Source organism: Bosea sp. Tri-49 (genome assembly GCF_003952665.1).
In the GTDB taxonomy this organism is placed as follows: domain Bacteria; phylum Pseudomonadota; class Alphaproteobacteria; order Rhizobiales; family Beijerinckiaceae; genus Allobosea.
In genome coordinates, this window is the sequence record NZ_CP017947.1 from 237,880 (window position 1) to 262,509 (window position 24,630).

Here is a 24,630-nt window from a genome sequence, read left to right on the forward strand (position 1 = left end):
CGTAGGGGGGCTCGCGTAGTTCCGTCCTTCAGGGATAAAGGCGGGCAGACGTTGGTGGGGCACGCCGCCAACCGCTTGCTCGAATAGGTCCTCAGCAGCGCGGGACAACTCCAAGGCTGTTCGAGCGGGATGTGGAACAGCGGGCCGTGCGCATCGTTTGATCCCCATCAGTGTAGGCCGCTGCGTAATGGCTCAGCTCAATGACGAGGGGTTCATCCATGGAAAACGGGTTCAAGGCGATGTCTAAGAGCGTCGACGAGCGCGGGGGAACTGCATCCGACGAATCCACGGAGGGGCAGACAGCTGACCGCCTTAAGGCGTACGGAGTTGATACCGACGTGATGGCGGAGGCTGCCACGGAGCGCGTGAGCGAACTTCAGCAATTGATAATGGACGAGGTTCGCGCCCGTCCCCTGCGCGCCCTTGGATGGGCGGCCGCTGCGGGCGTCGTTTTCGGTTTCTGGGCGGCGAAATAGATCGTGGGCGGGTTGCCGGTTTATTTCGCCTCGCGCGCAAGGGCTGCTCTAAAGCGGGCTGCTGTCACCTACAGCTTGATGGCCTTTAGCGGGCTGATCACAGTCTTCGCTTTGGGGTACGCGCTTAATGCTGGCTACACGGCGCTGATGTTCCGATACGGCGCGATTGCAGCCAGTCTCTCAATAGCGGGCATCTTGCTTCTGACGGCCGCAATTTTCCTGGTTGCAGCGCTCATCGTCAGGAGATGGCCTACGGCGCCACCGGCCTTGTCGAACCTGCAATTTGCGCGTCTCCATGCCGCGCGTCGAACGGGATCGCCCGTGCTTGCTCTGGGCGCAGGGCTGGCAGGGGCCGCCACGGTGGCTGCGGCAATAATTGGCTTCAGAAAGCGCGCACGTTCAAACGAGCTGGATACATAGGACGGGGCCTGTCGGCTTGAAATCGGGATCGAGGCCTTGCAGCCTGGCGCTGCGCGTACTCATGCAGGCTGGTGGGCGCTTTTCGCTTTACCAAGACACGTCGCGTTCCATTCCGCCAACGAGCTGCCCGCGGATCGGGCGAAGGATTAAGCAACGGCGATTTCCAGCGAGCGCCACTCAGCAAGTTGCGGACGGAGATCGGGCATCAGTGTTCCCGACGCTCAGAGGAACCTGTTAAAACCCCGTCATTTCCGACGTAGCCATTGTCGCAGTCGAGCCCATTGGTCAGCTCCGAATAATGTGAACCGCGCAACGGGATGTTGGAGGAAAGGTATATCGGCGGCCAGCAAGAGAAGGCCGAGGGGCAACATCCAAATGCCCAGGCCAGGCAGAATTGCAAAGACGCCACCAACCATCAGAAGCAAGCCAGCAGGTATGCGGACCCATCGGGAGGCTGGGTGACGGAGCCATCTTAGCGCTGACCCGACCCAGAGAGGCACTTCCCGCTCAAAGCGCTTAAATGCTTGTCGTAAAGCCTGCCTGCCGTCGAGCATGGCCTTGCTCCAAAACCGCCGGAACTAGTGAATGTAGCGGGCAGCCGACTGCGGCGACCCGCTACACCAAGCGGTTGCTTAACCGCAGATGCGCGTGCGCCTGATGACGACCTCACCAAACCGGTTAACTCGGCGCTTTTCCACCATCCGACAGTCGCGGTAGCGGCTGCGCACCACCCGCCGCTCCTCATATCCTCGCCGATCCCGATATCGCGGGCCGTCGTAGCCCGGGCGGTCAATGCGCGTTTCGATCCGCACTTGCGACTGCGCGGGCGCGGTGAGAAGTGCTGCCGATGCGATGCCGGCAGCCAATAGAATTGTCCGAAACATAGCGTATTCCTCTTTGTCGTGGGCGGAAACGTTCGGAGCCCACCCCGCTTGGGATGGGCCCCGACCTTTGATCATTCGATGATCTGAACGATCTTGCGCGACTTCGGCTCGACCAGGACGGTCTGATCATTGACTACCGTGTAGCGATACTCGGTCTTGCCGTAGCGAGCGGGCACCTCGTGGTAGGTCACCGTCGTCGGCAACGTGGCGCCCACGACGACCTTTTCCCGATATGTGACCGAAGGCACCTTTTGCTCCCTCACATAGGTGCGAAACTCGGTCCGCTTATCCGCGGTGATACCGCCGACCACCGCGCCGACTGTGGCGCCACCGACCGCGCCTACAGCTGCACCAGCGGGCCCACCGACGATTGCCCCTCCGACGGCACCGGTGCCTGCACCGGCGGCAGCGCCGCCAGCGGCACCCGAGTTCGACTGTGAGAACGCCGTCGCCGGGACAACGGCGAGCGCGGCGATAATAGCGAGGTTCTTCATCATAGCTCTTCTCCCTGCATGGCCCCTGCCACAGGACTAAACGGCCGCCTGGATCGCAGGTTCCATGAATAGCTATTCATAATTACTGCGCTTGTTCAGTATTAATGCCTATTCATCTCGCTGAGGGGAAGGCGTCTTTCAAGCTTTGATAACACCAGCGGTCTGAACGTCATTTCTTTGAGATGGGCCGCCGCATCCTGTTGCTAAATCGCCGACGCCACTGCGGCGTGGTTAGCGGCCGTATCGCATGTTGCCGCCCGACGTGATGCAGCAGCGGCCACCTTTACGGCCAACGCAGACCCCGGCGTTGCTACATGCGCACGAGCCCGGCAGCCCTAAGCAGACATTCCCAGGGAGGAGCGCTACCTGATGTAAAAAATCGCGCTCCGTCGGCTTCGGCCGGCTGGGCTTTTTTTATTGCGAACGGGTTCGCGCTCGCAGAATCTCTTCCATGCGATCCGAGTCGGCTTTCAATGAGGCGGCGCCAGCTGCGCCCCGGATCGCTTCGAGCGACCTGCCATCGCGCCCATCTTCCGGCCTGCCGGAGCCGTTCAGGAAGCGCAGCCGTTGACCTGCCGGCATGGCGAGCAGCATGTACACTTCGCATTGCCGCGCCCACTCACTCGACTAGGTCGAGACCTCCCGGCCGGCTAGATGCGAAAAGACGAGCAGGGCGGTGGCGCGGTCGGATGTCGTGATCATTTGTCGTCGTCAGTTCGCGTCACCCGGTACACCACGACGAAATATGCGACTAGCACTGCGATGACGGCGCCGATGGTCGCAATTGTGCTCATGGTTATCTCGACGGCTGTGCGAGGGATCCTATCGAAACGAGGCGATTCCGATGGCGCTAAGGATCGCGACAATGAGCAAACCCCAGATCACCAGCGCTTGCATCAGATGCACGGCGTCAACGTTTGGCCGGTCGACTCAATCTCGAACAGGCAGTCGTTGATGAAGCGTACCGGGGTGCCATCTTCAAGCTCGTAACGCGTCACGTTCAAATCGGCGAAGGGGCGATAGACAATGACCGTGTAGCGCTTGCCGTCCTGGTCATGGCATAGCTCGCGGTGGAGTACTTGGGGGTCGTAAGCTGGCCTACCGACGATTTTTTCGCTGAGCCTGGCGTGCTTCGCCTGTGTATGCATGGCAACCTCCAACGCAACAGCTGTTGGAACAGTCGACCACGACGCAAAGTTCCAGGGTCTCTACCGGTCCCAACGATCAGCCGCCGCCCATCCGATAGCCAGTGAGGCGAGCATGCCGACCGTGACGGTGAAGAACAGATCCATATACGCGCCCTCGTGTCAATAACAGCAGAACAGCGCGTAAGTTGAGCTTGTTCCCTTCCAGTCTCGTCCAGCGTGCAAATCTAGTTTCGTGTCATGAATATTTCGACAACTCAGGAACGTCACACATCGGCTGTCGTTGAATCGTCAGTTCGCAGCGGAGGTGTGTCATGGGACGTCACTGGTTCAACCCGGCCGTCTATGTCGAGACCGATCGCGCCGGCCATTCCTATGCAGTCACATCAGTGGAGAAGGCTGCCGAGCTGCTCATGGCGTGGCCAGAGCGCAGCAACGAATGGGAAGAAGCGTTTCGAGCTTGTGCAGCCGCTGTCCACGGCAAGAAGTCGGCCGATGAAGCTCGGATCGCGTTCGAGAAGGCTGCGGCAGCGGCCAACCGTCTGATTTTGACGACCGTTGGCTAGCAAGCTCCTTCGCACGATCGCTCTCTTGAACCGGCAAGCCCTGGCAGCGTTCAATACCTATCCGAGATGTGTCCAGTACGGGCCCCGTCAGCTTCAGGTCAGTTGGCGGGGCCTTTGCTGTTTGGCGTCGATTGTCGCGCGAGATGGCGGATGCGGCGAAGGCCAATAGGCTGGGCTAGCCGCCAAGACTGTTGAAAATGCAACATACCGAACAAAAGAGGGTATACCCGCGCTGGTTCGCTAGCGCGCGAAGATGGTTCGTGTTCAAATGTTTGAGTAGTGGCCTTTGGTAGCGATTCCAACAACGCGGGCTTGCGTGCAAGCCGCCAAGGGCAGCTTCTTCCATGGACGTATTCACGATGGTGATTGTCGCCTGCGTAGCGGGTGAGCCCACCTGTTTGTCAACGCATATCAGTGAGATGAGCTTCGTCAGTAATGAAGCCTGCGAGGCTCGCATCGACGATATTGTGGGAGCGATGACCAAGGACTTTGCAAAGCGCCTGGAGTTGAAGGGGCGCCAGGTCAGCTACGACGTTTCGTGCATGAATAGGGTGCAGCTCGCCCAAAAATTTGGAATCACGCAGTCCGACACTTAGGGCCGCCCACGCAACAAAGAGGTCGAGTGGCGACCTCTTTGCCGTGAGTTTCGCTCGTCGCGATATTACTCGATGATCTGGACGATCTTGCGCGAGCTCGGCTCGACCAGAACCGTCTTGTCGTTGACGACCGCGTAGCGGTACTGGGTGACGCCGACGTCCGCCGGCAAGGTTTGGAGCGTAACCGAGGCCGGCAGAGCCGTTCCAACGGTAACTGACTCGGTCACCTTCATGGAGGCGGGCTTCTCCTTGACCACATAGGCTCGGACCTTGCTCTGTTGCTCGGTCGTGATCGTTGTGGTGGTCGTGGTTGACGTCTGGGCGAACGCCACCGCCGGAGCTAGGGCGAGAGCGGCTGCAAGAAAGATCTTCTTCATGGTGGCCTCCTTGGCAATCCCCCCACGGACGCCGCAACTTAGAGGCATTATAAAAGTTCCCCCGAGACTCGCTTTTTCTGCGGCAGGGAGGTCAACGCCGCATGCCGCACACCCATTTGCGAGCGTCGGCCGCCTGCGTGCAACGTCCGGTCGGCTTGACTCTCCCGGAGTGTTGTTCTCTTTATGTTCTCTTATTTGAGAGTGAGAACGATGTCAGCGCTGCCAGCCGATCAGCGGGTCGAAGACGTGTCCCTAGATGCTGAAATCACGGGGCTGATTGCCGAACTGCTAGAGGAACATGGGTCGGGGCCGGCCGCGCTGCGAGCGCTAGCGCATGATTTCATCGTTCTTCTCGCTGACGCCGATCGCTCTGTGTCTCGGGGCTTCTTGCGCGGCGCGTTTTCGCAGGGTGCCCGGCCTGTCCGCAGTGAGGACGAGCCATGAGGTGCAAGGGAGAGCTCTCGCCCTCCGGCATCGATAGGGATTGACCCTATCAGGTCGCGATTAGGGACGACGACGGCCAATATCTCGGTCACCTCCCAGCAAGCGGCCCGCTATCGTCCGTATGCATGCGCGGCCATACGCTCACCGGCGGCCGGCACAACCGGTACCGCATTTTTGCTTTTCCAATCGCGGCCAGGCGGAGCGCTTTCGAGATCTTCTCAGCGGCGAAGATTTCGACACTCGCGACCGATCCGGGAGGAGGTGGATCAGGGAACAGGAAGCGGCTCGAGACGCGAAGCGGCGATGAGTTGGACGCGACTGTAGCGGGAGATCCTCTGATCCAAAATGCCAATGGAACCGCCCCACGAAGACACCTCGCTGATCGATTTTCCCTGGGTCATCGTGCACTTCCGCTGCGAATTTTGCTCCCGCAGGATGCCCGTCTAGCCGGGCTGGCCTGGCTGTACGGCGACAACGCGACGTTGGGACGGTTGCTCGGCGTCTTCAGATTGTCGTGCGCCTGGGACCCGAGCAACGGGGCGCGCAAGCCGCAGAAGTGCGGAAGGAAATGCGGCGCTTACCTCATGGACATTGGCCGCACCTCGCCGCCGGATCTGCCGCAGAAAGCCCGGCCGTGATGGATGGGTTGGATAGTTAAGCGAAATCAATGGGTTGTGAACTGTCGTGTGCAGCGTTTGTTCACGAATGTTCCCCTTCTCTCTAGTTTCCGTTCGCACGATTGAGACGCCGATAGGTCGCCAGAATTCTCCCTTTTCGCGGGGCTGCTGTCGCTTCATGATCTCGCATTTCAGATGCGTGATAATCCTTGACATCTGATTGCCGAGGCGAGAATGATTGCGCATCTGAAATTCGGGATAATTCTGTGCTCCATCTTGTCGGCGAGACGGTTGATGCCAAGCGCGCCCATTTGAGAGCTCAGGCGGGCGAACTGGTTCAGCTCGTCCGCGGCATCTACGTCGATGCAACGGATGACGTCGAGGCCACGGTGCTAGGCCATGCGGTGCGTATCGCCCGTTATCTTTATCCGACTGCCTATTTGTCGTCAGCTAGCGCGAGCCTCTTCGGGCCGACGCCGGATGGACGACTGTTTATCAGCGGGCGCCGCAACCAGCGCACGCGCCTGCGAACGCTCGAGATCGTCCAGAACGAGGCGCCCGCGTACCCCTCTACCGTCAGCGTCGTCATCGGCGACGACATGGGCGAGCTGAGAGCCGAGGCGTCGTCTCCGCGTCAGCGCTTCCTGGAAGCCTTTCGATTGCGCAGCGAGCATGCAACCGCGATTAACGAGCCCATGCGCGCGCAGATGGCGGCGCGGCTCGTCGAAGAATATGGGACACCACGGGCCGCTGCGGACGCAGTCTGGGCGCTTGCCCGCGAGAATGGATGGTACCGGGAAGGAGAGGGGGCAGAGCGTTACATGCTCGCCCGACCGAGCGCGGGCAAGATTACTGGCAACAAGGCGGCTCTGGAGTTTCTCCTAGCTTGGCACGGGACGCCGCTCGGATATTTGACCCATGACGGCCTCGAATGGCGATGGAAGGCTTCGGGACGAGGCGGCCGCCCGCCGCTCATTCGCGAGACGATACCGGGCAAGCTGCCGCCATTCATCGAGTCCCTCCTGCCGGAAGGTTGGCTTGCTCGGGTACTCCATCAGCGGGACGAGCGTGACGTGCTGCGCTCGGGCAAGCGCTATATGTCCAACATCGCGATCGTCCGAAACCGTGAGGAGCTCGCGAGGATCCCTGCGGACGTTCTTCAAGGCGAGCTTGCCGCCTTCTCGAGAAGCGGCCGCTTCATTGGTCGCTATTGCGGCCCCGGACGGGGAGAGATCGAGGAGACCTTTGAGCAGAATCTCGCGCGGCTCTATGCGCAGGCCCAGACCCCGCGCTTGTCCGGCGTCCAGATCAAGGCGCCGATGTGCCTGACCGCCGACGGCACTCTGGTGCCGGCGATCGAGCTGCCGTTTACGCATATATTCAAGCCGGCAGGCACCGCTGGCTTCGAAACCTTGCCTGTAGTCGAGTGGCTTTGCCTTGAGCTTGGCAGGGCGGTCGGGTTTGAGGTTCCCGCCGCAGCTTTGATCGACATGCCTGCCGGTATGCCACCGGCACTCGTTGTCGAGCGGTTCGATATCCGGCGGAACGCCGATGATCATCGCATATTGGCGATGGAGGACTTCTGCTCGATCCTGGAGCTCCCGACCTCAGCCAAATACGATGGCACGATCGAGCGCATGGCGCGGGGATTGCGTCCGCTGTCGACCGATCCGGCCGCCGATCTCGAAATCCTGTTCCGGCGCGCCCTGTTCGCCTGGTTCATCGCCGACGGTGACATGCATCTTAAGAACCTGGCGCTCTTGAAGAGCGCCGAGCCCGGATCACGTCAATTCGCGACCGTTCGGTTTGCGCCCCTTTACGATGCGGTCACGACCCGAATCTTCCCGGGTCTTGCAAGCGACCGGATGGCGTTGAAGCTCAACGGCAAGGACGATCGCCTTACACGCCAGGATTTTCTGACACTTGCACGGACCATCGATCTGCCGGCTCCACGCGCCGAGGCGGCCATATCGGAACTCGCCATGCGCCTGAGTGAGACGGCGCCTCACATGGCGTTTCCCGAGCAATTGGGGGGAGGGGCCGCAAAGGCTGTGCAGGAGGCCATCCGCCGCCTCATCGCCGAGCGCGCCGTGACCTTTCGGTGACCAAAGTACGTGCGGCGGCTCCGGGGCGGAGCCGACTCCAATGAGTATTGTGGGGAGCGTCGCGGGAGAAGGCAAGCTGCGGGACGCAAAATCGGCCGAAGGCTATCGGCACAATGCCGGATGTCGTCAGTGAAGTCATGGCCGGGTTTTCGCGACCGGATGGCGTTGAAGCTCAATGGCAAGGACGATCGGCTGACACGTCAGGATTCTCGACGATCGCTCGGACGATCGACATACCGCCTGCTCGCGCCGCGGCGGCGACTCGCTAGACACCGAAGGCTTACTCGGACCAGAATTTATGAAGCCGGCTCGTTTTCATGATTCCGTCACGAGTTATTGATTTTCATGAAATTAGTTTTCAGAAATCGATTTCACGCTCAAATATCGCAATTCACGCAACGGGGCCGGCTGGGGGCCGTTTCAAAGCCATGGCCATTGCACGAGTCTGGCCCATTTGTATGGACGCAGCTGCGTTTTACAACGGGCTCGGCACGGTGACGCAAGTCGTAGCGAACTGGCGCCACGCTTCAAACAGTATGTGATCACCCAGCGCCCGACGTCATTTACTTACGCTCAGCCTCTCGCTGTGGGTAGCGTCCTTCCGCAGCAGGGCGTCATCTACCGGGAGGTACCTGCTGAATACGGTGTCAGCGGTTACCGTCGTGAACGAGCGGACCGTGCTGGTTGATCCGAATACCGGCCGTATCGTCCAGATCATCGAGTGACGACTCTAGCCAGCGCGTGGTACGCGCTGAATGACGGCCCGCTCCTTTGGGGGCGGGCCTAATGTTGTCATGCAGCAATTCGAATACCCGACCTCGAAGGGGCGGGCTCTTGCTTCAGTTGGCTGGACGGGTTCGGCCGCCCTTTTGCTCGGGATCGCGCGTGTGATGCTCGTCGCGTTCGCCTCCGCCACCGGAGATTGTCGAATGGCGACGTTGCTCACTTTCAGGGCGCGGCTTCGTAACGACCTTCGGGGCCTTTGCATTTTCGTGAGAGGCCCCGGGGCCGCCCTGCCGGATTGTGGTCGGAGATTTCGTTGACGTCGACATTATACCTCCCCGATTTACCGGTCCTGCTGGTGTCCCTGATGGGTGGTATTGATCTTGGTATTACCCTGTTGGCCTTGCGAGGCCGTGTTGGACGGACGGTCATTCGGTTTGGCCTCGTGGGCATCGGTACCCTGATGGCTGGGCTCGCCCGGCCCCTTGTCGCTGCGATTGGCGGGCGGGATCGGTGGCTGTTTGCTCATGGTTGTCCTCCTGTCTCAGGAGGCAACCAAATGTGCGTGCTAGAGTTCCGTGCACGCTCCGGAGCCGCCAGTCATTTTTGCTGAATGTCCTTGCTCCGGCGTTGATTAATGCCGCCGAATTCAGGCGCCGGTCAATTCGGGACTCGCAATCGACGCACATGCAAGCCCCAGGCATCGCCATGCGCCTGGTCTCTGATATCTCCTTGCCGCAAATCTGGCGGGTTGTTTCGCCCGGACTGTCAGGAAGCCTAGCGCGCACCAGGCCCACCGCGTCCGGTGACGGAGTGGTCGATCTGATCCTCAACTGTCTTATCGGGAGCTCAGAAGACCGTGGATGCCGGAGCTCACGCACCCTCTTGTCGCGGCTTGCCCTGCAATGGTCCGCTCATGGGATTGTTCAGCATGATGCGTTCAAATGCCCTGGCCAGAGAAAAGCGGGAGCGCCAGAGCAACCGACCAACGACTAGCCGGTTCTTCTGCTCGGCGCTCGGGTACCCTTGCGCCAAGCCTCTCGCCGGCTATCGGCGTCGCGTCCTCGGTCGGCGAGAGGCAGCCCTCCGGGAGCCTGCGTGGTTCGAAATGCGTCCGGCGGAGAAGCCTGGCCTTTTCCCTTCACCACGCCGTGCTAGCTTAATCTCGGCGCCCCCAACCCAGCTCCATGCCTTTCGCTGATCCGGTCGCTCCCCAGCCCGCGTCGGCGAGAGGCTTCTATTCAGCCCCGTCGGCTCGCGCCGGCGGGGTTTCTTCGTTCAGGAACAGGTTTGCATCGCTGCGGGTTCCTGGCGCGGTGGCCTAACCTGTTCTAGATCAAGGGCATTCCTATGCGCAGCGTGCTCGTCACGTCGATCTTCTGCGCGTTGTTTTAACTGCCGCGCTCGCGCAGACCTCGAGAACTTCGCCGAACGCGCCGGCAGATGCCAACGCGCCTCTTCCCGGCGCGAGCAGCTTCACCGAAGGCCAGGCCAACAGCCGGTGAACGGAGGGATATCTTCGCACTGGTGGGGGAGGCTCGCCAACAAACGGTCAATCTCGCCGGCGAATCGATGGATTATTCGAATGCCTGATTCAGATCGGGCCTCGCACGGCGAAAACCTTTTGGGTTGGATGCCGACTTTAGTCGAGGTGGCGGAACTAACCGCCGAGCCGCGCATTCTGGGTCGTTAGCTCAAAAAATCAGGAATGCGAGCTTGTACATTTCACTGGCTACTGCAGAAGAAGCCCTAGTGACGATCGTTCGCATAGTTTCCGGCCGCGACGAGGTCATACAGACAGCCATCGAGGCCCTTTCCGCCCCGGTCTATCTGACCGACGTCGAAGGCGTCGTGACCCATTTCAACAAGGCGTGCATCAATTTCGCCGGACGCCGGCCCGTCCCCGGACGAGACCGGTGGTGCGTCACGTGGAAGCTCTACACCACCGATGGCGAGTTTCTCCCGCATGCAAGCTGTCCGATGGCACTCGCAATAAAGCGGCAACAGCCGATCCGCGGCCTTTCGGCTATTGCCGAGCGGCCTGATGGGACGCGGGTCCGCTTCACACCTTTCCCCACGCCGATCTTCAACTGCGGAGCGCTAGCTGGGGCCGTCAATATGATGATCGATACTACCGATCTGCGACAGGTTGAGGCCCTGCGCGAGCAGGCGAGACGGTGCCGCCGCTTGGCCAACGAAGAGCCCGGAACCGCCGACATTCTGAGAGCGATGGCTGACGACTACGACGCCAAGGCTATTGAGCTCGAACAGGCGAAGCGGCACTAGGGTTTGCCTCTAGCTGAGATCTCGCACGGACTGCCTTGTTTTTGTAAGTGCACTTTGCCAACTCGTCTCTTTCTTCACCGGCGACGAGCGATCTTCGCTAGATAAGCCTTGTCTTAAGTTCTGATTGCTCGGTTTGCGCTAACCGGCCTTTCATGTGTCGAAAAGTGCGACTTTGTTCGCGCCTGTAGCTGCACAAGTTTTCTGTCGAGTTTCACCCCGAGCGTCGATAGCGTTGTGAATTGAGGGCTTTTCGCAAAGCCAGATGGAGCCGGCCCATGACCGAGACGCGTGCTGCTTCAAAGGTGAAATCAAACGGACGTCCCCCAAAGAAGCACGATACGTCCGCAGCAGTCAGTAGCGGCCTGGCGATGATGACAGCCGCTGATGGGTCCGCTCTCGATCTGAACGAACTTCTGGACGCCCTGCAAGCGATGCGTCAGGGCGCATTCGACGTCAGGCTGCCGGGCAATCAGACGGGGCTCGCCGGCAAGGTCGCCGACACTTTCAACGACATCGTAGCCGCCAACGAGCGCATGGCCGACCAGCTCGAGCATGTTGGCCAGGTCGTCGGTCGAGACGGCAAGACGCGCACGAGGGTCCGCTTCGGCCTCTCCGGCGGCGCTTGGTCGGACATGGAGGGGTCAGTCAATACGTTGATCGACGATCTGTTGTGGCCGACCACCGCCGTCACGCGGACGATCACCGCGGTGGCCAAGGGCGATCTCCTCCAGACCATGCCGCTCGATGTCGACGGCCGGCCGCTCCAGGGCGAGTTTTTGCGCTCCGCCACCATCGTCAACACGATGATCAAGCAGCTCAGCGTCTTCACCTCCGAGGTGACGCGCGTGGCGCGCGAAGTCGGCACAGACGGCAAGCTCGGCGGGCAGGCGCAGGTCAGCGAGGTGACAGGCGTCTGGAAAGACCTGACCGAGAGCGTCAATTCCATGGCCTCGAACCTGACGGCGCAGGTCCGCAATCTTGCCGAGGTGACGATCGCCGTCGCCAATGGCGACCTGTCCAAGAAGATCACCGTCGACGTCCGTGGTGAGATTCTGCAGCTGAAGGAAGCCATCAATACGATGGTGGATCAGCTGCGGTCCTTTGCCTCCGAAGTGACGCGCGTCGCCCGCGAGGTCGGCACGGAAGGCAAGCTCGGCGGCCAGGCGCTGGTACCCGGCGTCGCCGGCACCTGGAAGGACCTGACCGACTCCGTCAACGCCATGTGCGGCAATCTCACGGCGCAGGTTCGGAACATCGCGCAGGTCACCACTGCGGTGGCGCGCGGCGACCTATCCCGCAAGATCACCGTGAACGTTTCCGGTGAGATCCTGGAGCTGAAGGAGACTATCAATACGATGGTCGATCAGCTCAATGGCTTCGCCGGCGAGGTAACGCGCGTCGCACGCGAGGTCGGCACCGAGGGTCGCCTCGGCGGCCAGGCGCAGGTGCCCGGCGTCGCCGGCACCTGGAAGGACCTCACCGACAACGTCAACTCGATGGCCTCGAACCTAACCGCCCAGGTCCGCAACATCGCCGAAGTTTCGACCGCGATCGCCAATGGCGACCTTTCGAAGAAGATCACCGTGACAGTCTCCGGCGAAATCCTCGAGCTGAAGGAGACCATCAACACGATGGTCGACCAGCTGAATGCTTTCGCCTCCGAGGTGACGCGCGTCGCACGCGAGGTCGGGACGGAAGGCCGCCTCGGCGGCCAGGCCAATGTGCGCGGCGTCGCCGGCACCTGGAAGGACCTGACCGAGAACGTCAACTCTATGGCGGGCAATCTGACCGCGCAGGTGCGCAACATCGCCGAGGTCTCGACCGCCATCGCCAATGGCGACCTGTCAAAGAAGATCACCGTCGACGTGAAAGGCGAGATCCTTCAGCTCAAGCAGACCATCAACACCACCGTCGATCAGCTCAACGCCTTCGCCTCGGAGGTGACGCGCGTCGCGCGCGAGGTCGGCACCGAGGGTAAGCTTGGCGGCCAAGCGCAGCTCAAGGGCGTCGCCGGGACGTGGAAGGACCTGACAGACTCGGTCAACTCGATGGCCTCGAACCTCACGGGCCAAGTGCGCAACATTGCCGAGGTCGCCACCGCCGTGGCGCAGGGCGACCTGTCGAAAAAGATCACCGTCACCGTTTCGGGCGAGATCCTCGAGCTGAAGGAGACGATCAATACGATGGTCGACCAGCTCAACGGCTTCGCTGGCGAAGTCACTCGCGTTGCCCGCGAAGTGGGAACCGAAGGGCGGCTGGGCGGCCAGGCCAACGTGCTCGGCGTGGCGGGCACCTGGAAGGACCTCACGGATTCCGTCAACTCGATGGCTGGCAACCTCACGGCCCAGGTTCGCAATATCGCCGAAGTCTCGACCGCGATCGCCAATGGCGACCTGTCGCGCAAGATCACCGTCGACGTGAAAGGCGAAATCCTTCAGCTGAAGGAAACCCTGAACACGATGGTGGACCAACTCAACCGCTTCGCCTCCGAGGTAACACGCGTGGCGCGCGAAGTCGGCACCGAGGGCAAGCTAGGTGGCCAGGCTCAAGTGCCGGGCGTCGCCGGCACCTGGAAGGACCTTACCGAGAACGTCAATTCGATGGCCTCGAACCTCACCGGTCAAGTCCGCAATATCGCTGAGGTGACGACAGCGGTCGCCAGAGGCGACCTGTCGCGCAAGATCACCGTCGACGTGAAGGGCGAGATCCTCGAGCTGAAGAACACGATCAATACCATGGTCGACCAGCTCAACGCATTCGCCGGCGAGGTCACACGCGTCGCCCGCGAGGTCGGCACCGAGGGTAAGCTCGGCGGGCAGGCCCAGGTGCCAGGCGTCGCCGGCACCTGGAAGGACCTGACTGACTCGGTGAACTCGATGGCAGGCAATCTGACCGCGCAGGTGCGCAACATCGCCGAGGTCGCGACCGCCATCGCCAATGGCGACCTATCGCGCAAGATCACGGTCGATGTTCGCGGCGAAATCCTGCTGCTCAAAGACACGCTTAACACGATGGTCGATCAGCTTCGCTCGTTCGCGGGCGAGGTCACGCGCGTCGCGCGCGAGGTCGGCACCGACGGGCGCCTCGGCGGACAGGCCGTCGTGCCAGGCGTTGCCGGCACCTGGAAGGACCTCACCGACAACGTCAATCTACTGGCGGCGAATCTCACCACCCAGGTCCGCAACATCGCAGAAGTGACGACTGCCGTGGCGCGCGGCGACCTTTCACGCAAGATCACAGTGGACGTGAAAGGCGAGATTCTGGAACTGAAGAACACCATCAACACCATGGTCGACCAGCTCAACGCCTTCGCCGGCGAGGTCACGCGCGTCGCCCGCGAGGTTGGCACCGAGGGAAAGCTCGGCGGGCAGGCCCAGGTGCCGGGCGTCGCCGGCACCTGGAAAGACCTGACCGATACGGTCAACGTCATGGCGGCCAACCTGACCGAGCAGGTTCGGGGTATCGTCAAGGTGGTGACTGCGGTCGCCAACGGTGATCTCGAGCAGAACCTCACTGTCGCCTCGAAGGGCGAGGTCGCGGCGCTCGCCGAGACCATCAACAACATGACGAACACGCTCGCGACCTTTGCCGACCAGGTCACCACCGTGGCGCGAGAGGTCGGCGTTGAGGGCCGCCTCGGCGGCCAAGCGAATGTGCCCGGCACGGCTGGCACCTGGAAGGACCTGACTGGCAACGTCAACCTGCTGGCGGCAAACCTCACCACGCAGGTCCGTGCCATCGCAGAGGTTGCCACCGCGGTGACCAAAGGCGACCTGACTCGCTCGATCCAAGTTGAGGCGAGGGGCGAGGTCGCCGAGCTCAAGGACAACATCAACACGATGATTGGAAATTTGCGCCTGACCACGGAGCGCAATACCGAGCAGGATTGGCTGAAGACCAATCTCGCCCGCTTCACCAACATGCTGCAGGGTCAGCGCGACCTCTCGACCGTTGGGCGCATGCTGCTGACGGAATTGGCACCGCTGGTCGGTGCGCAGCACGGCGTCATCTACCAGGTTGAGGCCGACGCAGATCTGGGCAGCTTGCGGCTGCTCTCGACCTATGCCGACGACGCCATTCAGGGCCATCCCGAGCGGCTTGAGATGGGCCAGGGGTTGATTGGCCAATGCGCGCGCGATGCGCGGCGCATTCTCATAACCGACATGCCGAAGAACATCACCCCCATCGGCTCCGGCGTCTTCAAGGCACGACCACGCAACGCAATCGTGCTGCCGGTCCTTTCGGAGGGCCAGGTCAAGGCGGTGATCGAGCTTGCCTCGATCGGCAGCTTCACCGACCTGCAGCTGTCTTTCCTCGACCAGCTGACCACCTCCATCGGCATCGTGCTGAACTCGATCGAGGCGACGATGCAGACTGAAGGGCTATTGAAGCAGTCGCAGCAGCTGGCCGGCGAGTTGCAGACCCAGCAGCGGGAGTTGCAGCAAACCAACGAACAGCTTGAACAGAAGGCGCAGCAGCTCGCCGAGCGCAACGTCGAGGTGGAAGCCAAAAACCAGGAAATCGAGCAGGCCCGCCGGGCGCTCGAGGAGAAAGCGACCGAGCTGGCGCTAACCTCCAAATACAAGTCCGAATTCCTGGCCAACATGTCGCACGAACTGCGGACACCCCTAAATTCGATCCTCATTCTTGGCCAGCAGCTCGGCGAGAACCCGGACGGCAACCTCTCGGGCAAGCAGGTCGAGTTCGCGCGCACCATCCACGGCGCCGGCACCGACTTGCTCAATTTGATCAGCGACATTCTCGATCTCTCGAAAATCGAGTCCGGCACCGTCTCAGTCGACGCCGAAGAAATTTTCTTCAACAGCCTGCTCGACGTCATGACGCGGCCATTCCGCCACGAGGCGGAGAACCGCAGGCTCTCCTTCGAGGTGGCGCTGGCGCCGGACCTGGAGCGGAGCATCGTCACGGACTCCAAGCGATTGCAGCAGGTGCTGAAGAACCTGCTGTCCAATGCCTTCAAGTTCACCGACCAGGGCGGCGTCAGACTGAGCGTGTCGCCGGTCAAGAGTGGATGGAGTGCCGACAACACCTCACTGACGAATGCACCCGCCGTCGTGGCATTCGAGGTGACGGATACCGGCATAGGCATCCCGCCGGAGAAGCAAAGGATCATTTTCGAGGCGTTCCAGCAGGCAGACGCCTCCACCAGTCGAAAATACGGCGGAACCGGGCTCGGCCTCGCCATCAGCCGCGAATTGGCCAACCTTCTTGGCGGGGAGATTCAGCTGCGCAGCATCCCGAGTGTCGGCAGTACTTTTACGCTCTATCTGCCGCTGACGTTTGTCGGCACCTCGCCCACAGCCGTGCGCGCCAGCGAAATGGAGGCGTTGAATGCGGCCGCCGTTTCGATCGCGGCGCTGACGGCCGGACGGCTCGGCGACAAGGCGACGGAGCAGCTTCAGGACGATCGGCACATCATCACGCCTGGTGACGCTGTGCTGCTGATCGTCGAAGATGATCCCCATTACGCAAGCGTGCTGGTGGATCTCGCCCGCGACAACGGCTTTAAGGTGCTCGTCGCTATGCGCGGCGCCGACGCGCTGGCATTGGCAAGGGAGTATCGGCCAACCGCGGTGTCGCTCGACGTCTTCCTGCCCGATATGCTGGGCTGGACGGTTTTGAGTCAGCTCAAACAGGACCCGTCGACGCGGCATATCCCCGTCCAGATTGTCACCCTCGACGAGGACCGGCAGCACGGTCTTGCCCGCGGCGCCTTCGCCTTTATGAACAAGCCCACCACGAGCGACGGGCTCGACAAAGCTCTCGCCAAGCTCAAAGGCTACGCCAAGCCGCGTCGCCGGCAGCTTTTGCTGGTCGAGGACAACGAAGGGGAGCGCCTGGGCGTTACCGAACTTCTGGGACACGACGACATCGACATCACGAGCGTGGGTACGGGTGCCAAGGCGCTTGAGATTCTGAGCGAGGGCGCGACCGACTGCGTCGTGCTCGACCTCAAATTGCCGGACATGTCGGGTTTCGAGGTGCTGGAACGCATCCGCGACGACGCGACGATCGCCGACGTTCCGGTCGTCGTCTTCACAGGCCGCGAGCTCTCGCCGGAGGAGGACGCGCAGCTACACACCATGGCCCGCAGCGTCGTGGTAAAAGGCGTCGAGTCGCCGGAGCGCCTGCTGGACGAAACCGCCTTGTTCCTGCATCGCGTCGTATCTGATCTGCCGGCCTCAAAACAGGCGATGCTCGAACGCTTGCACAGTTCGGACGAGGATCTCGTTGGGGAGACGGTCCTGCTCGTGGACGACGATGCGCGCAACATATTCGCGTTAAGCAGTGTGTTGGAACGGCGCGGCATGAACGTGCTGACGGCGACGACCGGCAACGAAGCCATTGCGATTATCAATGCTCAACCCGACATAGCCATCGTCCTGATGGATATCATGATGCCGGGAATGGACGGTTACGAGACCATGCAGGTCATACGCTCCAATCCCGCGTTTCGCCGGTTGCCCATCGTGGCGCTGACGGCGAAGGCGATGAAGGGGGATCGCGAAAAATGCCTTGAGGCCGGCGCTTCGGACTACCTTGCCAAGCCGGTCAACACCGAGCAATTGCTATCGTCACTTCGCATGTGGCTACATCGCTGAAAAATAAGAAGGGATTCGCGATGGACCCGGTTAATATCCTCCTGGTCGACGATCAGCCGGCCAAGCTGCTGAGCTACGAGGTTATTCTCCAGGAACTCGGCGAGAACCTTATCAAGGCCAAGTCTGGACGCGAGGCTCTGGAGCACCTGCTGAAAACCGAAGTCGCCGTCATCCTGGTCGATGTCTGTATGCCGGATCAGGACGGCTTCGAGCTGGTCGCAATGATCCGAGAACATCCGCGCTATCAGAAAACCGCCATCATCTTTGTCTCGGCGATCATGATGGCAGAGCCGGATCGTTTGCGCGGCTACCAGGCGGGCGCCGTCGACTACGTCTCGGTGCCAGTGGTGCCGGAACTGCTCCGCGCCAAGGTAAAGGTGTTTGCCGAACTGTTCCGCAAGACTCGCGACCTGCAGCGGCTCAACGCAGAGCTGGAGCGGCGGGTCGCTGAGCGTACGGCCGAATTGGAAGCTTCGTCCGGTCAGCTCGCCCTTCTCAACGAGCAACTCGAGCACCGCATCGAGGAGCGGACGCGTGAGCGCGAGGAAGCGTTAGCGCAGCTCTTCGAGGCGCAAAAGCTAGATACGATCGGGCAGCTGACCGGCGGTGTCGCGCATGATTTCAACAATCTGCTGATGGCCGCTCTGGGAAGCCTTAATCTACTGAAGAAGCGCCTGCCGATGGAAGACCGTTATGAGCGCTTGCTCGAAAATGCCATCCAGGCGGCCGAGCGCGGAGCGGCGCTCACCCAACGGCTCCTTGCCTTCGCACGACGTCAGGAACTGAAGCCCCAGGCGGTCGATGTGATCCGGGTCATCGGCGGCATCGAGAACTTGCTGCAACGAGCAATTGGACCAGGGGTGCGCTTCGCAAAACAATTGCCGGATCAGCTTGCCGCGGTGCTCGTAGACGCGAACCAACTCGAGTTAGCTTTGCTGAATCTCGCTGTGAATGCGCGCGATGCCATGCCGAGCGGAGGGCTCATTACGGTGAGCGCCGCCGAATATGACGTATCAACCGATCGCCCACAGCCCGGTCTGACACCTGGCCACTACGTTCGCGTAAGGGTCTCGGACACGGGTTGCGGGATGGACGAAGTGACGCTCGCCAAAGCTACGGAACCGTTCTTTACGACTAAGGGACCAGGCAAGGGTACAGGCTTGGGATTATCCATGGTCCACGGCTTGGCAGCTCAGTCTGGTGGAACGCTCGTTCTATCCAGCGTTCCCGAGCAGGGCACCTCCGTCGATCTGTGGTTGCCTGTAGCGGGAGAACCACTAGCTCCGGCGGTTGGATTCGCCGATGCGCAAGACGCCATCATCGCTCATACTTTTGTGGCGCGAACCATTCTCGTTGTCGACGACGATGCTTTGGTTAGCATGGGCACTGCGGCGATGCTGGAAGACCTCGGCCACACAGCTATCGAGGTCATGTCGGGCGCTAAAGCACTCGAAGCATTGACTGCAGACCAACGTATTGACCTGGTCATCACTGATCACGCAATGCCAGGAATGACAGGCGCGGAACTTGCGCGCCACATTCGCAGATCGTACCCAAATCTGCCGATTATTTTGGCTTCAGGCTACGCCGAGCTTCCAGACGATGACGGTCTGGCCGATTTGCTTCGCCTGGGCAAGCCGTTCGCTCAAGCGCAGCTGGCTGCTGCAATTGAACGCGCCGTTCTCACGTCCGCGGGGGGAGGCCCACAAGGTTTGCCGTTGTCTTCATAGCCGTCGCAAATGGGCAATAGCGCAGCCGTCCCTGCTTGGTGGCTTCGCGTGAACTGCGTAGTCAATCGGAGGTTGTCGGTTGGTGGCTCCGGTCGCGATTAGGGCCGAGCGCGCGTTAAACGTCATCCCCTGTCCCGAGCCACCAAATACCATGCGAGAAAGCCGCATAGACTATGAGCGCCGGCGATCTGCAAGGCTCGACTTTTACCCTTATCGGCGACGGCAATCTCATGAAATTGCGCGAGAACCCGCCGGGTTGCCGCCGATGACAAGGTAATCCAGCTGATTTGATAGGAGGGGACCAGTCGGTGGTCAGCTCAAAATAAGACCACACCAACTCGCGACGTTGGCCGTGCCCGCCCGGGGCACCTCGTGCCATCCTTTTTGAATGACGGCGAAATTCGTCTTAAGGTCTCCGTCGTCGGACATCCTTTCGAGTCAGACTCAGTTCTCCAGCAGGCGCTTGGGGACATTTATCGTGTCTTCAACATCAGAACACTAGCGTCACTCTGCGCCCATCGCTTCAGGACGTTGATGGTCACATCGCTTTTGTGACGATGCACGCGCAAGTCGAACTGGGAGCGCGTCAGTTTCAGGCCCCGAAGCGTAACGTCGTCGAGGAACGCCGGAAGCACGGGGTCAATTAACTTGACCTCGTTGCTAGCGGCCGGCAATTCCAGCCCTAGACAAGCAGCCAACATCGCAAAGGGCGCTGCCGCGGCCCAGGCTTGGGGCGAGCATGCGACCGGGTATGCGGTCGGCCCGCGCCGGCGCCGTCTCAAAAAGCCACAGAACAGCTCCGGCAAGCGCTGCTGATCCTGATAAGTCGACGCATCGAAGATCGCCTCGAACAGCCGTGCCGCTTCAAGTTTGAAGCCGTATTTGGCGAAACCAAGGGCGATCAAGGCGTTGTCGTGCGGCCACACCGATCCGTTGTGGTAGGACATCGGATTGTAGCGAATTTCGCCGACGTTCAATGTCCGGATTCCCCAGCCGCCAAAGCTGCTTTCGCTCATTAACGTCGCCGCGACCTTGGCCGCGCGCTCTGGCAGGGCGATGCCCGCAAATAGCGCATGTCCGGCATTGGATGTGCGCACCTGGCACGGCCGCTTGTTACCGTCGAGAGCTAAGGCGTAGGAGGCGATCTCTTCGCACCAGAAGGCGCGATCAAACCTGTCCCTCAGCGCGGAGGCGGCGACCTCGAGTTCATCCGCGCGATCGACTAGGCCCAAAGCTTTCGCCATCGACGCGGCCGCTCGCTTGGCGGCGTAAACGTAAGCTTGAACTTCGACCAGCGCGATCGGGCCTTGCGCCAGGGACCCGTCGGCATGTGAAATCGAATCGTGACTGTCCTTCCAGCCCTGATTGGCCAGGCCGCTATCGGTCTCGCGGTAATATTCGACGAAGCCATCGCCGTCGCGATCTCCATAGGTATCGCACCACTGGAGCGCCGCCTGGATGTGACCCCAAAGTCGCTCGATCGTCGCAAGGTCGCCGGTGCGCTCGAAATACTGCCCCGCCAGCATGACAAAGAGCGGCGTGGCATCCACCGAGCCATAGTAGAATCCGAAGGGCACCTCTCCGAGATTGGCCATCTCTCCGCTGCGCCGTTCGTGAAGGATTTTACCGGGCTGCGCGTCCGCCATAGGGTCGGTCGTGACGGCCTGGGCCTTGGCCAAATGCAGGAGGACACCTTTCGCCACCTCCGGATCGGCCCACATCAACATCATGGCCGTGATGATTCCGTCGCGACCAAACATCGTCGAAAACCACGGAATGCCGGCATAGGGATAAATGCCTTCGGCGCTGCGCGTCATTAGCGTATAAAGATCTGAGGTCGAGCGCGTGATCAGGTCTGTAAAGAGGGTATTCGTCGCATCTATTTTCGTGATATTGGACGTCAGCGCGCGCAGATCCCTGCGGGCATCCTGATAAGCCTTGGCGAATCCTTGAGGCGGGACCCCAGACGCGCTCTTGATTGGCGATGTATTCGAGCTGTGGGCATCGACCAGATCGCAGGCGACAGTGACAAGCAGCGAGGTTCGCTCGCCCGGGTTGAGAGCGAACCGGAACGAAGCGCAATCCTTCGACAGTTGGCTCGGGTCCGGGCTAAAACGCAGGACAGTTCTGCGAATTCTTTCGTCGAGACCGCGATAGGCAAAGCGCGCGAATTGCGAAGTGACTTCCGTTACCATTTCCCCGCGTCTGGAGCGCTTCATCCCTCTGACTTCGAACAGATCGCAAAAATCCGCTGCGAACGTCAGGGACAGCCAGAATTCGTGCGGAACGCGGTCGAAATTGCGTAATCCGATCCGCTCGTAACACACGGAGTTCCAGAGGAATTTCGTTCTTCCAATCGCGATGGCGTCACGTGGAATTATCGTCGCCCCATCCGAACGAGTGATCTCGGGATTGGCCAGATCCACAGTCAGGGACGCATTGTCGTCTTGAATCACCGAGCTCAGCAGAAGTGGACGCTTGTGCTGGAAAAACAGCTGCAGGCGCGAAAGATGTCTGGTGTCGTTGCAGAACAGACCTTCCGAAGTGTCCGGGGTAATTCCCAAGTCGCCATAGCTGTCGAGAACCGCGAAGGCATTTCCGGATTTCAGGGTGCGTAAGGGACGATCGACCAGCGATGGATGTGCATCAAGCGCATCGTCGGCAAATCGCTCGGCCGGACGCGGAATTTCGCGTTCGCTTGCAGCGACGCTGAATTCAACCATTCGATTGTCCTCTGCTGGGATCAGGTTCGAACCGATTGGGCCATGGCTCTGCGTCTATTCTGCGGCCCTGCGCGGTTCTCGTGATGAAGCTAGCAGACGCTCGAATGCGTCCAGATAGTCGCTCGCCATCCTCGCCGCGGTAAAATGGCCTTCGAAATACTGCCGCACCTGGAGGCGATCTATCATCGCGCTGCGATGGGCGGCGGCGACCGCTTCAGCCATTGTGTCGACTATGATCCCGGAAACACCATCTTTGATGACTTCGGGCACCGATCCATTGCGCCAGGCAATAACAGGTGTTCCCGCCGACATCGCTTCGATCATGACGAGCCCGAAAGGCTCGGGCCAGTCGATCGGAAACAGGAGAGCCCGCGCGCCCCCGAGAAATGCTGCCTTTTGTGTTTCATCGATCTCGCCAATGAATTCGATCAGGGGATGATCGAGGAGCGGCTTGATTTCGGTTCTATGATAGTCGGCATCAATCGAATCGACCTTTGCCGCGATCTTCAGAGGCATGCCCGCTCGCTTGGCGATCTCGATCGCGCGGTCTGGTCGCTTTTCGGGCGTGATGCGTCCGAGGAATGCGAGATAGTCGCCGCCTCGCTTGTCGAACGGACATAAGCCAGGCCCAAGCCCATGATGGACCGTCGCCAGCCAATTCGCCGTGTCGGGCATAGGTTGCCGTTGGCAGTCGGAAATTGAGATCAGTGGCATTTGCGGGAACGCCCGATAGACAGGGAGAAAATCCGGCAGATCCAGGCGGCCATGCAGCGTCGTCACGCATTTGTGGGCGAGATCGGTGAACAACGCGTGCTGCAGCAAGTCGAGATGGAAATGGATAATGTCGAATTCCGCCGACCGCTCCCGGACCTTGGCAAGCATCGCAAGGTGGCTCGCAGTGTGATCGCGAATACCCGAAAGCCGCAGACCGTGTGGCGCGCAGGCGACAAGTTCGGCAGAGGTTTTTGAGTCGCCCGAGGCGAAGAGTGTGACCTGATGTCCTTGCCGAACGAGTTCTTCAGTCAGCCAGGACGCAACCCGCTCCGTGCCCCCGTACATCTTGGGTGGAACCGACTCCGCCAGCGGTGCAACCTGCGCAATCCGCATCCCATTTCTCCGGATCCCAACGCCACTAAACTCGGGCTAGCAAGCAACGCCGCTTCGGCCCAAAAGTTCGAAATCAGGCGCCGTCGGTGCTTTTCCCCGTTTGGACTCGGGGGACTGTTTCGGGCATGGCCACAACCATCAGAAGAAGGGCTATTAGCGCCACGCCGGATAGGACGGCAAAAGCGACGCTGTATCCCGCCCAGACGACGACACTGCCGGCAAACACGTAACTCGACGCGCCGCCAATGCCTTGAATCGTGCCGATGATGCCGCGCGCCAGGTTATACCGGCCGCTACCTTTGACCGCGCCGAGGAGGACCAGCGGTAACAAGACGTCAAACAACCCAGCTCCCACCCCGTCCAGTAGCTGGAAGCCGATCATCCAATAAGGATCGTCGACAAGGGAAAACAATATGCCGCGCAGCGGCACGGCGGCAAAAGCCAGAATGAGCAAAAGCTTTCCGCCGATCAGATTGGCCCGCATGACGAGAAAAGCCATCGGGATCGTGGCCAGTTGGGCGACGATGATCGCTGCGGAGGTCACTGCTGACTCAAAGCCCTTGGCCTCGAGGGCGAGCTTCTGGCTCGCTAAGGCCAGCATCGGAGCATTTGCAAAATGAAACAACGCAGTGCCGAGCGCCAAGACCACGAAAGGTCGTTCGGCAAATAAGTGCCGCCATCTGAAGGGACGGCTCCGAGCGAGAGTGGCCTGATCAAGACCCCGAGCCAGTTGATGATTAATGGCGCTTTGCGGGATCGAGAGGACCGCGATGGTCGTCAGTGCCGCGAATAACGGTAGCATATAGAAGACGCTGCGTTGCCCAAAGTAGGTGCCTACCAGCGCCGCCAGCGCAGCGATAAACAAATTCCCGAAGCGGTCAAATACCGCGTTGCGGCCGAGCTGAGCGGCGACGCCGCTCGGCCCGAACAGTCCAAGGGTGATCGCGGCGACCGTCGGCGCGAACACCCCACCCAAAACAGCCATAGTGACGTCCGCTGCAAAGACCACGGCAAGCGTCGGGAACGTCACAATTGCGACCCCCAGCAGCGCCAGCGCCCAGGAACCGCTAACAATCAGAGCCCGCTTGGAACGCGTACCATCGATCAAGGCGCCGATCGGTGTATGAAAAGCGATTCCGATTAGCCCGCTTGCGGTCAGGACACCCCCGATTGACGCCTGATTCCAACCCGCCTCTGTCAGCAGAAACACATTGACATAAGGCCCCAGGCCGCCCCGCAGGTCAGCCAGCAAGAAGTTCAACCAGTCGAGGCTTGGCCGATACGACACTGGGTCCTCATCTGGGTAATTCTTAG

General features: G+C 60.7%; 16 protein-coding genes. 7 read left to right on the forward strand and 9 right to left on the reverse strand.

What is annotated here, in order from left to right; translation table 11 throughout:
* The first annotated feature begins 218 nt into the window (after nucleotides 1–218).
* Nucleotides 219–476 (forward strand): hypothetical protein, encoded by a 258-nt coding sequence (locus BLM15_RS30185; RefSeq protein WP_126116608.1) that lies wholly within the window; start codon nucleotides 219–221, stop codon nucleotides 474–476.
* Nucleotides 477–1,851: 1,375 nt separating this feature from the next.
* Here the strand turns inward: BLM15_RS30185 and BLM15_RS30195 are convergent.
* From BLM15_RS30195 to BLM15_RS30210, 3 genes are all read right to left on the reverse strand, one after another.
* On the reverse strand, nucleotides 1,852–2,277 hold the full coding sequence (locus BLM15_RS30195; protein ID WP_126116610.1) for a DUF1236 domain-containing protein: 426 nt from the start codon (nucleotides 2,275–2,277) through the stop codon (nucleotides 1,852–1,854).
* Nucleotides 2,278–2,688: 411 nt separating this feature from the next.
* Entirely contained in the window at nucleotides 2,689–2,868 is a 180-nt protein-coding gene (locus BLM15_RS30205; RefSeq protein WP_126116611.1) for a hypothetical protein, read from the reverse strand.
* Between the two features lie 302 nt (nucleotides 2,869–3,170).
* On the reverse strand, nucleotides 3,171–3,422 hold the full coding sequence (locus tag BLM15_RS30210; protein ID WP_126116612.1) for a hypothetical protein: 252 nt from the start codon (nucleotides 3,420–3,422) through the stop codon (nucleotides 3,171–3,173).
* A gap of 311 nt (nucleotides 3,423–3,733) precedes the next feature.
* On the opposite strand from BLM15_RS30210, the gene BLM15_RS30215 reads away from it, so the two are divergent.
* Nucleotides 3,734–3,985, forward strand: a complete 252-nt coding sequence (locus BLM15_RS30215; RefSeq protein WP_126116613.1) for a DUF982 domain-containing protein — start codon at nucleotides 3,734–3,736, stop codon at nucleotides 3,983–3,985.
* A 344-nt stretch (nucleotides 3,986–4,329) separates the two neighbouring features.
* On the forward strand, nucleotides 4,330–4,581 hold the full coding sequence (locus tag BLM15_RS30220) for a hypothetical protein (RefSeq protein WP_126116614.1): 252 nt from the start codon (nucleotides 4,330–4,332) through the stop codon (nucleotides 4,579–4,581).
* Nucleotides 4,582–4,646: 65 nt separating this feature from the next.
* Here the strand turns inward: BLM15_RS30220 and BLM15_RS30225 are convergent, their stop codons facing one another.
* The gene (locus BLM15_RS30225; RefSeq protein WP_164547731.1) at nucleotides 4,647–4,958 is read right to left on the reverse strand and encodes a DUF1236 domain-containing protein; all 312 of its coding nucleotides are present in this window, start codon (nucleotides 4,956–4,958) and stop codon (nucleotides 4,647–4,649) included.
* A gap of 1,327 nt (nucleotides 4,959–6,285) precedes the next feature.
* Here BLM15_RS30225 and BLM15_RS30230 point away from each other — a divergent pair.
* Complete coding sequence (locus BLM15_RS30230; protein WP_236846823.1) at nucleotides 6,286–8,124, forward strand: type II toxin-antitoxin system HipA family toxin; 1,839 nt, start codon at nucleotides 6,286–6,288, stop codon at nucleotides 8,122–8,124.
* Between the two features lie 839 nt (nucleotides 8,125–8,963).
* Here BLM15_RS30230 and BLM15_RS32075 read toward each other — a convergent pair.
* Both BLM15_RS32075 and BLM15_RS30240 read right to left on the reverse strand, forming a co-directional pair.
* Nucleotides 8,964–9,176, reverse strand: a complete 213-nt coding sequence (locus tag BLM15_RS32075) for a hypothetical protein (protein WP_126116616.1) — start codon at nucleotides 9,174–9,176, stop codon at nucleotides 8,964–8,966.
* 14 nt (nucleotides 9,177–9,190) lie between these two features.
* Nucleotides 9,191–9,376, reverse strand: a complete 186-nt coding sequence (locus BLM15_RS30240) for a hypothetical protein (RefSeq protein ID WP_126116617.1) — start codon at nucleotides 9,374–9,376, stop codon at nucleotides 9,191–9,193.
* A 1,223-nt stretch (nucleotides 9,377–10,599) separates the two neighbouring features.
* On the opposite strand from BLM15_RS30240, the gene BLM15_RS30250 reads away from it, so the two are divergent.
* From BLM15_RS30250 to BLM15_RS30260, 3 genes are all read left to right on the forward strand, one after another.
* On the forward strand, nucleotides 10,600–11,133 hold the full coding sequence (locus BLM15_RS30250; protein WP_126116619.1) for a hypothetical protein: 534 nt from the start codon (nucleotides 10,600–10,602) through the stop codon (nucleotides 11,131–11,133).
* A 368-nt stretch (nucleotides 11,134–11,501) separates the two neighbouring features.
* Nucleotides 11,502–17,756: a HAMP domain-containing protein gene (locus BLM15_RS30255; protein ID WP_236846824.1), complete on the forward strand. Its 6,255-nt coding sequence runs from the start codon at nucleotides 11,502–11,504 to the stop codon at nucleotides 17,754–17,756.
* 20 nt (nucleotides 17,757–17,776) lie between these two features.
* Nucleotides 17,777–19,486 carry a response regulator gene (locus tag BLM15_RS30260; RefSeq protein WP_126116620.1) on the forward strand — a complete coding sequence of 570 codons (1,710 nt, stop codon included), beginning with the start codon at nucleotides 17,777–17,779 and terminating at the stop codon, nucleotides 19,484–19,486.
* Nucleotides 19,487–19,959: 473 nt separating this feature from the next.
* On the opposite strand, the gene BLM15_RS30265 is transcribed toward BLM15_RS30260, so the two are convergent.
* The 3 genes from BLM15_RS30265 to BLM15_RS30275 form a co-directional block, all read right to left on the reverse strand.
* Nucleotides 19,960–22,209, reverse strand: coding sequence for an amylo-alpha-1,6-glucosidase (locus tag BLM15_RS30265; RefSeq protein WP_126116621.1), 2,250 nt, complete (start codon nucleotides 22,207–22,209; stop codon nucleotides 19,960–19,962).
* A gap of 54 nt (nucleotides 22,210–22,263) precedes the next feature.
* On the reverse strand, nucleotides 22,264–23,316 hold the full coding sequence (locus tag BLM15_RS30270) for a glycosyltransferase family 4 protein (RefSeq protein WP_126116622.1): 1,053 nt from the start codon (nucleotides 23,314–23,316) through the stop codon (nucleotides 22,264–22,266).
* Between the two features lie 73 nt (nucleotides 23,317–23,389).
* A complete protein-coding gene (locus BLM15_RS30275; protein WP_126116623.1) occupies nucleotides 23,390–24,604 on the reverse strand; it encodes an MFS transporter in 1,215 nt (404 codons plus the stop codon).
* Nucleotides 24,605–24,630 lie beyond the last annotated feature (26 nt).